The organism is Pseudonocardia sp. DSM 110487, assembly GCF_019468565.1.
Lineage (GTDB): Bacteria > Actinomycetota > Actinomycetes > Mycobacteriales > Pseudonocardiaceae > Pseudonocardia.
In genome coordinates this window covers 1268885-1282896 of sequence record NZ_CP080521.1, presented here as the reverse complement: position 1 = coordinate 1282896, position 14012 = coordinate 1268885, and the positions used below count along the sequence as shown (strand labels likewise).

Sequence of the window (14012 nt, the reverse complement as noted above, 5' to 3'; positions counted from 1 at the left end):
GGTTGGTCCTCGAAGGACCTACGGGTGGGGCGGTGCGATCAGGCGGACATGGCCGCGGCGTATGCGCGGTCCCGGGCGAGGTCGGCCTTGCTCGGGCGGCCGCGAGGCCTCTTGCGCGGGATCACCGTTCCGCGCTCGAAGATCTCGCCGCCCCAGACGCCCCACGGCTCGGCGCGCTGCAGCGCGCCTTCGAGGCACTCGGCCTTGATCGGGCAGGCCGCGCAGAGCGCCTTGGCCCGCTCCAGCTCCACGGGAGCCTCGGCGAACCACAGGTCCGCGTCGCCGGAGCGACACGGCAGATCCAGCCCGGCGCGGGGTGCCGCGTCGAGCAGGGTCCCCAGCCCGGTGGCGGAGTCGCCGCCGAACTGCTCCGGAGTGATCGTTCCGCCGTCCAACGGAACTGATCGGACTAGCACTTCAACCTCCTGCGGTGAGTGGTCGTGCAGGACAAACAAAAAGGCCGCGGATCCCTGGTGGGGTCCGCGGCCTCGGTCTTCTGGCCTGGGGCTCTGAAGGCGTCTATAGATGACGACGCTCCTCTGCGGACACACCTGTGCTGTTATCGGTCCCGAAGCCACCGAGGATGACGCCGGACGGGCGCTGCTTCCACGCACGCGCGTATGCCGGCACCACGGACTCCACACGCGGCAGGGCGCCGTGGATGGTGGCGACGGGGTTGGTCATCGTGTTCATCGTGGGGCACCCCCTTCACGGGTGAGGTCGTGGCAGATGACGGGCTGGTGAGGTCCGTCGAGCGATGACGTTAGCGACCAAGGACTCGGCCGCACAACTGATTTACGGGAAGTTTCTCGGATCAACCACTCGACTCGGCCACCAGGCCCAGCACGGCCTCGCCGTACCGGTCGAGCTTGCGGGCGCCGATCCCCGGGATCCGCACGAGGGCGGCGGTGTCGGCGGGGCGGTGCTCTGCGATGGCGGTGAGCGTGGCGTCCGTGAAGATCACATAGGCCGGTACCTGCTGTTCCTTGGCCTGCTCCGCCCGCCAGACCCGAAGCCGGTCGAGCAGCTCGACGTCCACATCGGACGGGCAGTCGGCGCACCTGCGCAGCTTCATCGAGTCGGCCCCGATCAACGGCGAGCCGCAGACCCGGCAGCGCGGCTTTGGCACCCCGCGACCGCCGCCGCCGTTCGCCACGCGCGAAGCGGGGTGCTCGTCGGGGATCAGGCCGTAGAGGAACCGGCTGCGCCTGCGCCGACGCGGACCGCCCGGCTGGCGCGAGAGCGCCCAGGACAGCGAGAGCCGCCGCCGCGCGCGGGTGAGGCCGACGTAGAGCAGCCGCCGTTCCTCCTCGATCGCCTCGTCGTCTCCCTCCGCGTGCTGGATGGGCAGCGTGCCCTCGACCAGCCCGACGAGGAACACGACGTCCCACTCCAGGCCCTTCGCGGCGTGCAGGGACGCGAGCGTGACGCCCTGCACGGTGGGCGGGTGTGCGGCGTCTGCGCGGGTTTCCAGCTCGACCGCGAACCGCGGCAGGCCGGCGTCGGGCTCGACGGCCACCAGCTCCTCGGCCAGCTCGACGATCGCGAGCAACGACTCCCACTGGGCGCGCTGCTGCGCACCGGTGGGCGGGTCGGGAGTGAGCCCGACCGGCGCCAGCACCGCGCGCACCGCATCGACCAGCGGGGCGTCGACGTCACCGGCGGCCCGGACGGCGATCATCGCGCGGCGGACCTCCGGCCGGTTGAAGAACCGCTCGCCGCCACGCACCTGGTACGGCACTCCGACCTCGGTGAGCGCCTGCTCGTACACCTCGGACTGCGCGTTGATCCGGAACAGCACCGCGATCTCGCTGGCCGGCGTGCCGTCGGCGATCAGGCGGGCGATCCGCTTCGCGGCGGCGGCGGCCTCGGTGGGCTCGTCGTCGTGCTCGGCGAAATCGGGATCCGGCCCCGGCGGCAGCTGACCGATCAGGCGCAGCCTGCTGCCGGCCACCCGGCCGCGCGCCGAGCCGATCAGCGTGTTCGCCGCGGCGACGACCTGCGGGGTGGACCGGTAGTCGCGCTGCAGCCGCACGACCACGGCCTCCGGGAACCGGCGCGCGAACTCGAGCAGGTACCGGGGGCTGGCGCCGGCGAACGTGTAGATCGTCTGGTTGGCGTCGCCGACCACGGTGAGGTCGTCGCGCTCGCCGAGCCACGCGTCGAGCACGCGCTGCTGCAGCGGCGTGACGTCCTGGTACTCGTCGACCACGAAGCAGCGGTAGCGGTCGCGGAACTCCTCCGCGACGCCGGCGTGCTCCTCCATCGCCGCGGCCGTGTGCAGCAGCAGGTCGTCGAAGTCGAGCATCTCGGCGCGGTTCTTGAGCGCCTCGTACCCGGCGTACACGGCGGCCACCTGCTCGGCGGGCCCCGGCGTCTCCCTGCGGAGCTTCGCGACGGCTGCCGGGTACTCGTCCGGCGTGACGAGGGTGGCCTTCGCCCACTCGATCTCCCCGGCGAAGTCGCGCAGCGCGGCCGCGTCGGTGCCGGCCTTCACGCGGGCGGCCGCCTGCCCGACGATGCGCAGCTTTCCCTCGAGCAGCTGCCACTGCGGACCGCCGACCACCCGCGGCCAGAAGTACCGCAGCTGACGCAGCGACGCCGCGTGGAACGTGCGCGCCTGCACCCCCGAGACCCCGAGCGCCCGCAGCCGGGTGCGCATCTCCCCTGCCGCCCGCGCCGTGAACGTGACGGCGAGGACCTGGCCCGGCGCGACGTGGCCGGTGCCGACGAGGTGGGCGATGCGCCTGGTGATCGTGCGGGTCTTGCCGGTGCCAGCCCCGGCCAGCACGCACACCGGCCCCCGCGGCGCGGTGACCGCGGCGAGCTGCTCGTCGTCCAGTCCGGCTTCGAGGGTGGGCGCAGTCACCGGCCCATCCTGACAGCCGGGGAAGACAGTGCCCGCGGCGGTGGTTGAGCAGTGCATGTCTCAGGTGACGATGTACTCGACGACGTGGTGCGGCTACTGCCGGCGGCTCAAGCTGCAGCTGGACCAGGCCGGAATCGCGTACGAGGAAATCGACATCGAGCGCGACCCCGAGGCCGCCGCATACGTGGAGAACGTGAACGGCGGCAACCAGACGGTCCCCACGGTCCGCTTCGCGGACGGCACAGCGCTGACGAACCCCCCGTTCGCGGTGGTGGCGGAGAAGGTAGCCGACCTGGCGGCGTGACGGCACAACTTCAGTAGGGACGGCACAGATCTCCCGGCTTGTGTGCCGTCCCAACTGGACGTGTGCCGTTGCCAGATTTTGCCGTTCCGGCCCGCGGGGGGGCCGCGTCCGGTCACCATCCGGGGGTGGTTGAGCTCAGTGTGCGGTCGCAGCTACTCACGGCCGGGTTCTCCGACGACGAGGTGCGTCGCTTCGTGCGGGAGGGTCGGCTCAGTCCGCTGCGCCGCGGGGTCTACGTCCAAGGCCCGCTCCCGGACGACGCCCTCCCCCGGCACGTGCTACAGGTCAAGGCCGCGCTCCGGGGGCTCGTCGATGACGCTGTCGTGAGCCACGTGTCGGCGGCCGTCCTGCACGGCCTGCGCATCTGGGCCGTGCCACTGAGCCGCGTCCATGTCACGCGACCCCGCCGCAACGGCGGCCGCTGCGGAACCTTCGTCCACGTGCACACCGCGCCCCTCGACCCGGCGGAAGTCGTCGTGGTCGGCGGGCTGCCGGTCACCTCGCTCGCGCGCACAGTCGCCGATCTCGCGCGATCGGTGCCGTTCGAACAGGCCGTCGTGCTCGCCGACGCCGCCATGTTCTACAGGCGCGCGGATCGCATCGACCGGACCGAGCTGGCGGATGCTCTCGAGCGGGCGCCGCGCTGGCCGGGGAGCCCGGCGGCCCGGCGGGTATTGGCGTTCGCAAACGGCCTGAGCGAGAGCGTCGGTGAGTCGCGCAGCCGGGCCGCGATCGCCGCGGCAGGCCTGCCACCGCCGGTGCTCCAGTGGGAGGTCAACGCGGCCGGCACGGGTGCCTTCATCGGCCGGGTCGACTTCGGCTGGCCGGAGCTGCGCACGGTGGGTGAGTTCGACGGACTCGTCAAGTTCGGCCGCACCCTGCAGCCGGACCAGGACCCGGTCGAGGTCCTGGTTGCCGAAAAGCGCCGGGAGGACGCCCTGCGCGCCGAGGACCTGGGAGTGGTCCGCTGGCTCTGGTCGGACCTGCCGCGCTTCGCCCCGGTCGCTGCCCGCCTACGCGCCCGCTTCCGCCAATTCTGACCACGGCACAACACGAGTGGGGACGGCACAGACGCCGGGGCCTCTGTGCCGCCCCCACTCGATGTGTGGCGTCTTCAGATCAGAGGGCGGCCCAGCTCCAGTATCGATCTTGTGGCTCAGCCGAACGCGGGCAGCCGCGTCGCGACCCGCTCCGCGAGCCCGACCGCGGCGCGGCAGATCGTGGCGTTGTCCGAGGTGCCCTCGACGATGATGCGGACGTACTCGGCGCGCATACCGCCCTCCTCCGTGGTGAAGAACCGCTGGGGGACATAAGCGCGGCAGCTCGAGGCGTCCTCCGCGCGGGTCATCCCGGGCCGCCCAGCGATCGTCACTGGCTCCCCGTAGTACACCGGCGAGCCCGGTGTCGACTCACGGATGTAGTCCACCCAGACAGCACCCCAGTCGCAGGACCAACCGGCATAGCCGTTCACCGGTTCATCTGCTGGTTCGCCCCCGGCGGCGGTCGTCGCGTCCGCGACCGATGATCGGGACAGGAGATCGCACGCCGTGATCCCCGCGAGGGCGGAGCGGTCCGCTGCGGAGCCGCGACGGGCGATGCCGCCACCGACGAACCGGGCCACCACGGCTTCGGTCGCGATGTCGGCCACCGAGCAGTAGTCGGTGCGATCGGTCAGGCCGTCGCCGTACCGCACGGCGGAGATCGCGACGGTGTGGGAGCCCGGGAGCAACACGAACCTCCGGCAGTACCCGTCCTCCTGCGGACCGGGAACGATACGGGGGGCGATCGGGTTCCTGAGACCGACGTCGACCTGGAGGGCTGCGATGGGGTCGTTCAGGAGCTCGACGTCCACGTGGACGTCCACGTCGGCTCCGGGGATGACGGCAGTGCATGCGGCGAACACGCCGTAGCCAGGGCTGATCGTCGCGTGCCACACCGGGGCGAGCGGGGCGACGTCGATCAGCGAGCAGGGGTCGAGGGTGCGCTCGTCCGCCAGGGCCACCGGCGGAACCGAAGCGGTCGGCGTCAGCGCGGGAGAAGCGCTCGTGGCGAGCATCGCGACGGCGAGGACGACCGCGATCACGGCCACGCCGGCGGCCGCGATCGCGCCCACGAAGCGCAGTCGACCACGGCCGCGCGGCGGCGGGAGGGGTTCGATCCTCGCCGGGCCGGCAGCGCCTGCGGCGATCCGGGCGAGCTCGACCTGCGCCTGTGCGGCGGTGGGACGGGCGGCCGGATCGTCGTCGGTGAGCTGCCGGATCAGTGCTGCCATGGGCTCGACGACGTTGCCGCCGACGGCGACGGACAGCGCGGCGCCGAGGGAGCGGACGTCGGTGCGGGCGTCGGTCGCCGACGAGCTACCCAGACCGCTGATCTTCGCGATCGGTCCGGTCGCGGTGTCCGTCACCAGGATCCGGTCCGGGGTGAGCGCGCCGTGTGCGACGCCCGCGGCATGACCGGCCGCCAGCCCGGCCGCGACCTGCGCGCCGATCAGGGCCGTCGCCGGGAGCGCCATCGGGCCGTGATCGCCGACGAGCTGGGCGAGGCTGCGCGTGGCGGGGGGCTCCAGGTCCTCGCGCACGAGCCACAGCGCGTCCGGCTCCTCCACGACATCGAGGATCGACACGAGGTGCGGGTGGTGCACCGTGGCCGCGATCCGCGTCTGCGGCAGCACGTCGAGCGGGAGCTTCTCGAGGACGACGGTGCGGCCCACCGTCTCGTCGACGGCTCGCCGGACCGTGTCGGCGTCTGCTTGGGTCGCTTCCCGCAGGCGGTACCGCTCAGCGACCAGGACGTCTTTCGTGTTGGGCCCGTCGTGCATGCCCAGGTTCCCCCGACTCCGGGCTCCCTTACAGGGCCGCCCAGCTCTCCAGCATCGATCTCGCGATGCTCACCTTGCCGGGGAGCAGCAGGGAGGGGTCCCCGTCCGACCGTCCGGCCCAGTCGCCTGCGTCGAGGGCCCCGCGCAGCCCGGCGCGGGTCACCCACATCGCCTCTGCTATCTCGCCGTCGGCCAGGACGAGCTGATCCGCCGGGTCGGCAAGGGCGGAGAAGCCGATCATGAGCGAGCGCGGGAACGGCCACGCCTGGCTGCCCAGGTACGACACGTCGTGGACCCGGACGCCCACCTCCTCGTGGATCTCCCGCATGACGCACGCTTCGAGAGACTCCCCCGCCTCCACGAACCCGGCGAGCACGGAGTACCGACCCTCCGGCCAGACGGGCTGACGCGCGAGGAGAACCTGATCGGCGCCGTCGTGCACCAGGCAGATCACGGCAGGATCGGTGCGCGGGTACTCCTCGTGACCGTTCGCCTCGCACACCCGGTGCCAGCCGGCGTTGCGCGGGTGCATCGGCGAGCCGTCGCGCGTGCAGAACCGGGCAGCGGCGTGCCAGTTCAGCAGCGCCACCGCGCCCGTGAGCAGGCCAGCACCGAGGGCGTCGAGAGCGGCACCCACCGTGCGCAGGTCGGCCCAGTCGGTCGGGTCCTCGCCTGCGACGAGGTCGACATCGCCGCGCACCGCCCAGTAGGCGGTGTCCTCGTGCTCGCCGAGCAACACCGCGTCGGGCGGCGGCTCGTCGCCCGTTGTCGGCCGGGTGATCAGCCGGGCGCCGGAGCCGGAGATCATGTCCCAGCGGTCACGGGGCCTGCGGACGGCTCCCCAGTCGACGGGGGTGCGGCCCCCCTCGTCGAGCACGACGAGCCGGGCCTTCGGCCAGCAGGCGAGCTGGCGCTCGCGGTCGCTGCGGATCGGCTCGTCCCGCATGACCACGGAGCGGGAGAGGACGGGCGGGGCGAGCAGGGGGAAGGTCACGGGCCGGTGATCCCGCCCAGCGCGCGGACCCGGGCGCCGATCACGTCCGCGTCCCCCACGACGACGCCGGTGAACGCGGTGGGCGCGAAGAACTCCAGCGCCGCCTCGGCCACCTGCTCGACCGTGACCGATTCGAGGCGGCCGGGGTGGGTGCGCAGCCATTCGATCCCGAGGCCGTCGGCGGCGAGGGCCGAGAGGGTGGACGCGAGGCCGCCCTGGTTGTCCAGCGAGATCAGCAGCGAGCCGACGGCATAGGCGCGGGCGGCGTCGACCTCGGCGGCCGTGGGCGGGACGGCGGTCAGCCGGCCCAGCTCGTAGCGGGTCTCCAACAGCGCGGCGGCGGTGACGTCGCTCGCCACGTCGGTCTCGACGCCGAGAACCGCGCCACCGGGCACGAACTCGACACCCGAGTGGGCGCCGTAGGTGTAGCCCTTGTCCTCGCGGACGTTCTCCATCCAGCGGGAGGAGAAGTAGCCACCGAACACGAGGTTGGCCAGCTGCAGCGCGGCGTAGCGCTCGTCGTGGCGGCGCAGCGCGGGCGCGGAGAGCCGCAGCTGCGACTGCACCGAGCCTGCCCGGTGCACCAGCTGCAGGTCCGATGGCGTGATCGGCGGCGGCGACGACAGCTCACGCGCGGGCGCGTCGGCCGTCCACCCGGTGACCGCCTTCTCGACCTGCGCGATCGCGGTGGGCGGGTCGATGTCGCCGACGAGGACGAGGATGGACCCGCCGGGCACGAGCGCCGCGCCGTGCAGGGCCCGCACCTGCTCGACGGTGACGGCCGCGACGTCGTCGCCGGTGGGCATCTCCCGGGTGATCGGGTGGTCGCCGAACCGCTTGCGTTGCAGCGCCTCCCTTGCGATCGTGCGGGGCTGCGCGCGGGCCACACTGATCCGCTCGACGAGCCGGTCGCGTTCGCGGGCCACCTCGCCGTCGGGGTGGGTGGCCGATGTGAGCACGTCGGCGAGCACGGCCAGCAGGTCGGGCAGGCCGTCGGCAAGGCCGGAGCCGCCGATCTGGAGCCGCTCGGGGTCGACGTTCACCCCGAGGTCGGCGCCGACGGCGGCCAGCTCGTCGTCGATGCCGACCCGGTCGCGGGTGGCCGTGCCGGTCAGCAGCGTGGACGAGAGCAGCTCCGCGACGGCCGGGTGCTCCGGCTCCTCACCGGCGAACGGCACACGCAGCCGCAGTTCGACCATCGGCACGCCCGGCCGGTGTGCGGCGAGCACCCGCAGCCCGTTCGGGAGGACGCGCTCCTCGACGTCGGGCAGCGGCACGGCACGGGTGGGTCCGAGCGGCGGCAGCGGGCGCGGCCCCAGCGCGGTGCTGCCGATCTCGTCGGCGCTGCGGTGGCTCGTGACGGTCATTCGCTCTCCTTGGGCTCCACCAGCAGCACGCCGCGCCCGCCGGAGCGCAGCGCGGCCGCGGCGGCGCGCACCTGCTCGGGGGTGACGGCGGCGAGCCGGTCGGGCAGCTCTGCGCTGATCTCGGCGCGGCCGTAGAGCAGCTCGCGGGCGCCGAGGCCGAGCATGCGGTACATGACGCGGTCGTTCTCCTGGTGCAGGCCTGCCGACCAGCGCGCCACCTGCCTGGCCAGCTCCTCGGTGCTCGGGCCTTCCGCCGCGAGCTTGTCGAGCTCCTCGTCGACGGCGGCGAGCACGCGGTCCGGGTCGACCGCGCCCGGGTGCACGGCGGTGATCGTGAACGTGTCGGGGTCGCGCGCGTCGAGCGGGCCCATCAGCCCGGCGCTCGCGGAGATGTCGGTGACGAGCCCGTCGGTGTGCACGAGCCTGCGCTGGAGGCGCGCCGCCTCGCCGTCGCCGAGCACCGATCCGAGCAGCGCGTGACCGAGGTAGCCGTCGAGGTCGGCGCCGGGGTCGGGCAGCCGGTAGCCCAGCGCGATCGCGGGCAGCGGGGCGTGCGCGTCGATGACCGACTGGCGCCGCTCGCCGCTGGGCAGCGGCTCACCGAACGACGGGCGCTGCGGCGCCGGCCGGGCCGGTATGTCGCCGAAGTGCTTCTCGACCAGGCGCAGCGTCTCCTCGACGTCGAGGTAGCCGGCCACGGTGACCTGCGCGTTGGCCGGCGAGTAGTAGGTGTCGAAGAAGGCAGCGGCGTCGTCGAGCGATGCCTGCTCGAGCTCGGAGAAGTCGCCGTAGCCGTTGTGCGCGTTGGGGAAGGTGTCGTAGAGCACCGGCGGCAGCAGGATCCAGGGGAACCCGCCGTACGGCCGGTTGAGGACGTTGAGCCGGATCTCCTCCTTCACCACGTCCACCTGGTTGCGCAGGTTCTCCTGCGTGAGCTTCGGCGCGCGGAGGCGGTCGGCCTCGAGGAACAGCGCCCGTTCGAGGGCCGCGGCCGGGAGCACCTGGAAGTAGTCGGTGTAGTCCTGGTGCGTCGAGCCGTTGAACACCCCGCCCGAGCCCTGGACGTGCCGGAAGTGCGCGAGCTTCTCCAGGCTCTCGCTGCCCTGGAACATCAGGTGCTCGAACAGGTGCGCGAACCCGGTGCGGCCTTCCGGCTCGGAGCGGAAGCCCACGTCGACGTGCACGGCGACGCCGACGACGGGGGTGACGGGGTCCGGGACGACGAGGACCCGCAGCCCGTTGGGCAAGGTCGTCCGATGCAGTTCTGGCACAGGCACGCCGCCGAATGTATCCCGTGGCGAGGACTTGCCGCCTACCCCGTCAGCGTGCCGAGCAGGCCGGTGCCCGGCATGCAGTCGACGTACTCGAAGAACGCGTCGCCTTCCGCGACCACCGACACCTCGTGGTAGAGGCGCAACCGGGCCGCCGGGCCCAGTGCCGACAGGTATCGCATCGCGGCCCCGAAGATCGCGAGGTGCGTCGGATGGGACTCGGCCCAGCGCTCCAGGTCGGCGAGGCTGCGCCACCAGCCGAGGCCGAACGTGCGCTCCACCGGCCGCCCGCCCTCGACGACGGCGAGGTAGCGGTTGGAGTAGCAGCCGACGCCGCGCCCCTCGCTGCTCAGGAACTCCATCCCGGCCCGCAGCACCGGTTCGACGTCGTTCACGTACATGGCGCGCTCGGCGTCGTCGGTGTCGGTCCAGTCCTGACCGGAGCGGATCAGGCAGATGCCGCCGTGTGGCCGGATCCGCACCCGGGTCCCGTCGCGCTCGACGGTCGGTGTGCCCGCGGGCGCGAGCGGGTCGGTCTGTGACAGCGGGATGCGGTCGCGCATCCCGCCCCAGTAGCCGTGCTCGGCGACCTCGCCGCTCCAGGCGCCCGCCAGCGCGGCGACGCCCTCCGGGCGGCCGAGAGACGAGAACAGCGTCTCGTGCGACTCGACGGTCGGCCGCAGGACCTCGATCCAGCGCCCGCACCCGTCCCCCGCGTCGAGCCAGGACTCGCGGTGGGCGGCGGACCAACGGTCGAACGAGGCCGGGTCGTCCCAATAGGAGATCGAGACGATGTCGGTCGTCCCGTCCGGCGCGATCGACTGCGCCCGGTCGTGGTGTCCCGGGCCGTCGGCCGCGGCGAAGGCGGTGTCGAGGGCGTCGAGCGCGCCTGCTGGCGGCTCACCGCGGAACTGGAGTCCGAAGTACGCCATGACGACCTGGCGCACGGCGGGCTCCATGCGCGCGACGAAGGACGGGTACGGCGGGGTGTACCCGTCCCTCATCCGGCCGGGGTGGGTGCGGGGAACGGCGAGGTGTGCCGGGATGGCCGACTCCACGTCACACGTCCGCGGGGATGCGGGTCGCCGCGGACGGCAGCTCGCCCTCGATCTCGACGCCGGGTGTGGTGAACGGCACGACGCGGTCGCCAGGGGTCTTGTTGAGCAGCAGCCGGGTGACGTCGGGACGGGCGTAGTGGCCCGCCGGGTCGGCGGCGGCCTTGGCGAGGGAGATCAAGCCGAGGTCGAGGTCGGCGTAGACGATGCCCTCGGCGTCGGGCGCGAGGGGCTCGTGCATGAGGCTCCCGTCCGGGCCGAAGATCCTGGCGTAGCCACCGCCGGGCTGGAGCAGGGCGCGCTTGGTGTCGTCCGTGCACAGCAGCTCGACCATCTCGGGCGAGACCGTGGCGCACGGGGCCACGACGAAGCAGCCGCCCTCGACGGCGTAGATCCGGCTCGCCGACGTGTTGACCTCGGGACCGAGGGCGTGGGCGGCGCCAGGGTAGAGCGAGAAGCTCGGCCACGCGGCGACGTGCACCTGCTCGTTCTGCGCGTACATCGCGTACTTCGACAGCGGCTGCAGGTGCTCCCAGCAACACAGCCCGCCGAGCCGCCCGAGCGGGGTGTCGAACACCGACAGGTCGCTGCCGTCGCCCTCGCCGAACACCGTGCGCTCGACGTGGGTGGGCTTGAGCTTCCGACGCCGCGCGATCGTCTCCCCGTCCGGGCCGATGATCCACTGCGCGATGTACAGGCTGCCGCCCTGCCGCTCGGACAGCCCCATGACGACCGTGATTTCGTGCTCGCGCGCCGTGGCGGCGAGCCGGTCGGCCTGCGGCGAGCCGTAGACCAGCGAGTTGTCGTGGTAGCCGGGGAAGAACTGCAGGCCCCACGCGGGCGCGTCCAGCCAGATGAACCACGGGTAGCCCGGCAGGAAGGTCTCCGGGAAGCCGATGAGCCGCGCGCCGTTCGCGGCGGCCTCCTCGATCAGAGCGATCGACTTGTCGACGCCGGCCTCGAGGTCGAGGAACGCGGGAGCGGCCTGGACGGCCGCGGCGCGGAAGCGGGGGTGCTCGGTGCTCATGCCCGGAGAGCGTGACGTCCTCAGCATTGCGGCGCTGGTCCATGCGTGTCGGTTGTGTTGACTCTGCGACGCAGCGTCTTGCCTGGTGGCAGGCGCCTCCCTACCGTCTCCCCATGGCGCGCCTGCTCAGCACCGACGCGGTGGACGCGCGCGAGCGGCTGGAGTTCTGGAACGAGGCCGTGTCCGACACCTACGTGCGGCTCGACACCACGGCGCCGGGCAGCGACGTCGTGGGCGAGATCCGGGCCGACTCACTCGCCACGCTGGAGCTCTCCCGCGTCACGGCGACGGCGCAGCACGTCCGGCGGACGCCGTCGTTGATCGCGGCGGCGGCCGAGGACTACTTCCTCGTGAGCATCCAGACGAGTGGCGCGGGCGCCGTGGCGCAGGACGGGCGCACCGCGGTGCTGGCGCCGGGGGACTTCGCCCTCTACGACTCGACCCGCCCGTACGAGCTGCATTTCGACGATGCGTTCCAGCAGTACGTGCTGATGCTCCCCGGCCCGACGCTGCGCTCACAGCTGCGGCGAGCGCCGGAGCTCACCGCGCGCGGTGTGCACGGCTCCCGAGGGGCCGGGCACCTGATGATCGAGATGATCCGCACGCTCGCCGACGACATCGGCGTGCTGGAACCGGCCGCGGCGGCGGCCGTGGCGCAGAGCGTGGAGCACATCGTCGTGGCCGGGCTCAGCTCGCTCGTTCCGAGAGCGACCGTGCCGGAACCGGAGCTGGCCGCGCGCCGGGAGCAGATCAAGGCGTGTGCCCGCGCCCGGCTACGCGACCCGGGTCTCACCGTGCCCGCGATCGCCGCCGCGTTGCACACGTCGGTGAGCACGCTCCACCGCGCGTTCGCGGGCGAGCCCTCCTCGATCGCGGAGTGGATCTGGGCGCGGCGCCTCGACGCGGTGCGGGCAGACCTGTGCGACCCCGCCCTGCGCCACCGCACGATCAGCGACATCGCCTTCGCGTGGGGCTTCGTCGACGCGTCGCATTTCAGCCGGGCGTTCAAGGCGCGGTTCGGCCGCACCGCACGCGAGGTGCGTCAGGCGGGGAGCACCACGAACTGGCGCAGCGACAGGTCGAGGTAGGTCACCGGGCCGCGGGGGCCGGGGGTGCGGTCGACGTTGATCCCGGTCTCGGGCAGGCCGAGGAGCTTGTAGCCGTCGAGCAGCCGCGTGGTGGTGTTCCAGAAGACCCCGGTGCCGGTGTAGGCGTCGATGAACGCGGTCGCTGCCTTCTCCTCGGTGGCGCAGACGGTGGCCGCCAACCCGGACGTCTCCCGGATCGCGGTCGTTGCGGCCTCCACCGGCCCGTCGACGGCCGCGACCGTGACGTGAGCCTCCGCGCCCGAGTCGAGGGCCCACTCGTGGCCGAGCGGGTGGTCGTGCGGGGGCAGGCTGGGCGTGATCTGCCGGGCGCGCAGTGCCTCCTCGGCCACCGGCCACAGCCGGTCGTACGCGGGGCGGTCGATCAGCAGCAGGTTGAGCCGGTTGCAGACGCCGAGCCGGTCGGTGCTCTCGGTGACCAACCGGGTGACGTCGGCCGGATCGGCGCTCGCGTCGAGGTACAGGACGCCGCCGCCGTCGGCGTGGGCGAGTACCCGGGTGCCTGCCGTTGCGCCGAGCGCGGACAGCTTGCGCGTGACCTCGCCACTGCCGCGCACCACGACGAGCGGGACGAGGCCGGGCAGCCCGACCAGCGCCTCGGCGCCCGCGTGGCCGGGGGTGGGGACGAGCTGCACGGCGCCCGCCGGCACGCCGTGGCGTTCCAGCGCTGGCGCGATCACGAGCTCGACGAGCGCGCGGGCGGAGCCCAGCGCGGCCGAGCCGGTGCGCAGCACGGCGGCGCTGCGCGCCTTCAGCACCTGGGATGCCACATCGACTGTGACGTTGGGGCGGGCCTCGAACACCGCGCCGATCACGCCGACCGGGACCCGCCGCTCGTAGACGCGTTCCCCGGTGGGCAGCGTGCGCACCTCGCGCTGCGCCGGGGGTTCGGGGGTGTCGGCGAGCACCTCGAGCTGGGTGGCCATGTCCGCGAGCCGCTCCGAGGTGAGCCGGAGCCGGTCCAGCAGGCCAGGGGCCATTCCGCCCTGCTCCGCGGCCGTCACGTCCGCGGCGTTCGCGGCCAGCAGCTCGGCCGCGCGCTCCCGCAGCAGCACCGCCGCGGTGCGCAGCGCGGCGTCGACGGCCGCGCCGCCCGCGGCCCGCACCCCCGGTGCCGCGGCCGCCGCACGCTGGGCGGCCTCGCGCACGGCGGTGGCCTCGGGGGACTCGGTCGGGGCAGCGGTGCTGGTGCTCACGG

Annotated in this window: 13 protein-coding genes; 3 read left to right on the top strand and 10 right to left on the bottom strand. The window is 73.1% G+C overall.

Features of this window, described 5'->3' with window-relative positions; all coding sequences use genetic code 11:
- Positions 1-38: 38 nt before the first annotated feature.
- From K1T35_RS06085 to K1T35_RS06075, 3 genes are all read right to left on the bottom strand, one after another.
- Positions 39-416 carry a WhiB family transcriptional regulator gene (locus K1T35_RS06085; protein WP_220259188.1) on the bottom strand — a complete coding sequence of 126 codons (378 nt, stop codon included), beginning with the start codon at positions 414-416 and terminating at the stop codon, positions 39-41.
- Between the two features lie 103 nt (positions 417-519).
- Positions 520-693, bottom strand: coding sequence for a hypothetical protein (locus tag K1T35_RS06080; protein WP_220259187.1), 174 nt, complete (start codon positions 691-693; stop codon positions 520-522).
- A 121-nt stretch (positions 694-814) separates the two neighbouring features.
- Entirely contained in the window at positions 815-2926 is a 2112-nt protein-coding gene (locus K1T35_RS06075; RefSeq protein WP_220259186.1) for an ATP-dependent DNA helicase UvrD2, read from the bottom strand.
- Here K1T35_RS06075 and K1T35_RS06070 point away from each other — a divergent pair.
- Positions 2925-3173, top strand: coding sequence for a mycoredoxin (locus K1T35_RS06070; protein WP_220259185.1), 249 nt, complete (start codon positions 2925-2927; stop codon positions 3171-3173). The two genes, K1T35_RS06075 and K1T35_RS06070, sit on opposite strands and share 2 nt — an antisense overlap.
- A gap of 125 nt (positions 3174-3298) precedes the next feature.
- Positions 3299-4213, top strand: coding sequence for a hypothetical protein (locus K1T35_RS06065; protein ID WP_220259184.1), 915 nt, complete (start codon positions 3299-3301; stop codon positions 4211-4213).
- 116 nt (positions 4214-4329) lie between these two features.
- On the opposite strand, the gene K1T35_RS06060 is transcribed toward K1T35_RS06065, so the two are convergent.
- The 6 genes from K1T35_RS06060 to K1T35_RS06035 are packed head-to-tail and all read right to left on the bottom strand — an operon-like array spanning position 4330 to position 11708.
- On the bottom strand, positions 4330-5994 hold the full coding sequence (locus tag K1T35_RS06060) for a hypothetical protein (RefSeq protein WP_220259183.1): 1665 nt from the start codon (positions 5992-5994) through the stop codon (positions 4330-4332).
- A gap of 28 nt (positions 5995-6022) precedes the next feature.
- Positions 6023-6988: an NAD(+) diphosphatase gene (nudC, locus tag K1T35_RS06055; protein WP_255621623.1), complete on the bottom strand. Its 966-nt coding sequence runs from the start codon at positions 6986-6988 to the stop codon at positions 6023-6025.
- The gene (locus K1T35_RS06050; RefSeq protein ID WP_220259182.1) at positions 6985-8355 is read right to left on the bottom strand and encodes a pitrilysin family protein; all 1371 of its coding nucleotides are present in this window, start codon (positions 8353-8355) and stop codon (positions 6985-6987) included. The genes nudC and K1T35_RS06050 overlap by 4 nt, the downstream gene beginning before the upstream one ends.
- A complete protein-coding gene (locus tag K1T35_RS06045; protein ID WP_220259181.1) occupies positions 8352-9632 on the bottom strand; it encodes a pitrilysin family protein in 1281 nt (426 codons plus the stop codon). The genes K1T35_RS06050 and K1T35_RS06045 overlap by 4 nt, the downstream gene beginning before the upstream one ends.
- Before the next feature lie 35 nt (positions 9633-9667).
- Positions 9668-10684, bottom strand: coding sequence for a phenylacetaldoxime dehydratase family protein (locus K1T35_RS06040; protein ID WP_220259180.1), 1017 nt, complete (start codon positions 10682-10684; stop codon positions 9668-9670).
- Between the two features lies 1 nt (position 10685).
- Entirely contained in the window at positions 10686-11708 is a 1023-nt protein-coding gene (locus K1T35_RS06035; RefSeq protein WP_220259179.1) for a carbon-nitrogen hydrolase family protein, read from the bottom strand.
- Between the two features lie 113 nt (positions 11709-11821).
- Here K1T35_RS06035 and K1T35_RS06030 point away from each other — a divergent pair, with 113 nt between their 5' ends.
- Entirely contained in the window at positions 11822-12796 is a 975-nt protein-coding gene (locus K1T35_RS06030) for a helix-turn-helix domain-containing protein (protein WP_220259178.1), read from the top strand.
- Here K1T35_RS06030 and K1T35_RS06025 read toward each other — a convergent pair.
- Positions 12751-14010 (bottom strand): aldehyde dehydrogenase family protein, encoded by a 1260-nt coding sequence (locus K1T35_RS06025; protein ID WP_220259177.1) that lies wholly within the window; start codon positions 14008-14010, stop codon positions 12751-12753. The two genes, K1T35_RS06030 and K1T35_RS06025, sit on opposite strands and share 46 nt — an antisense overlap.
- Between the last annotated feature and the right edge of the window lie 2 nt (positions 14011-14012).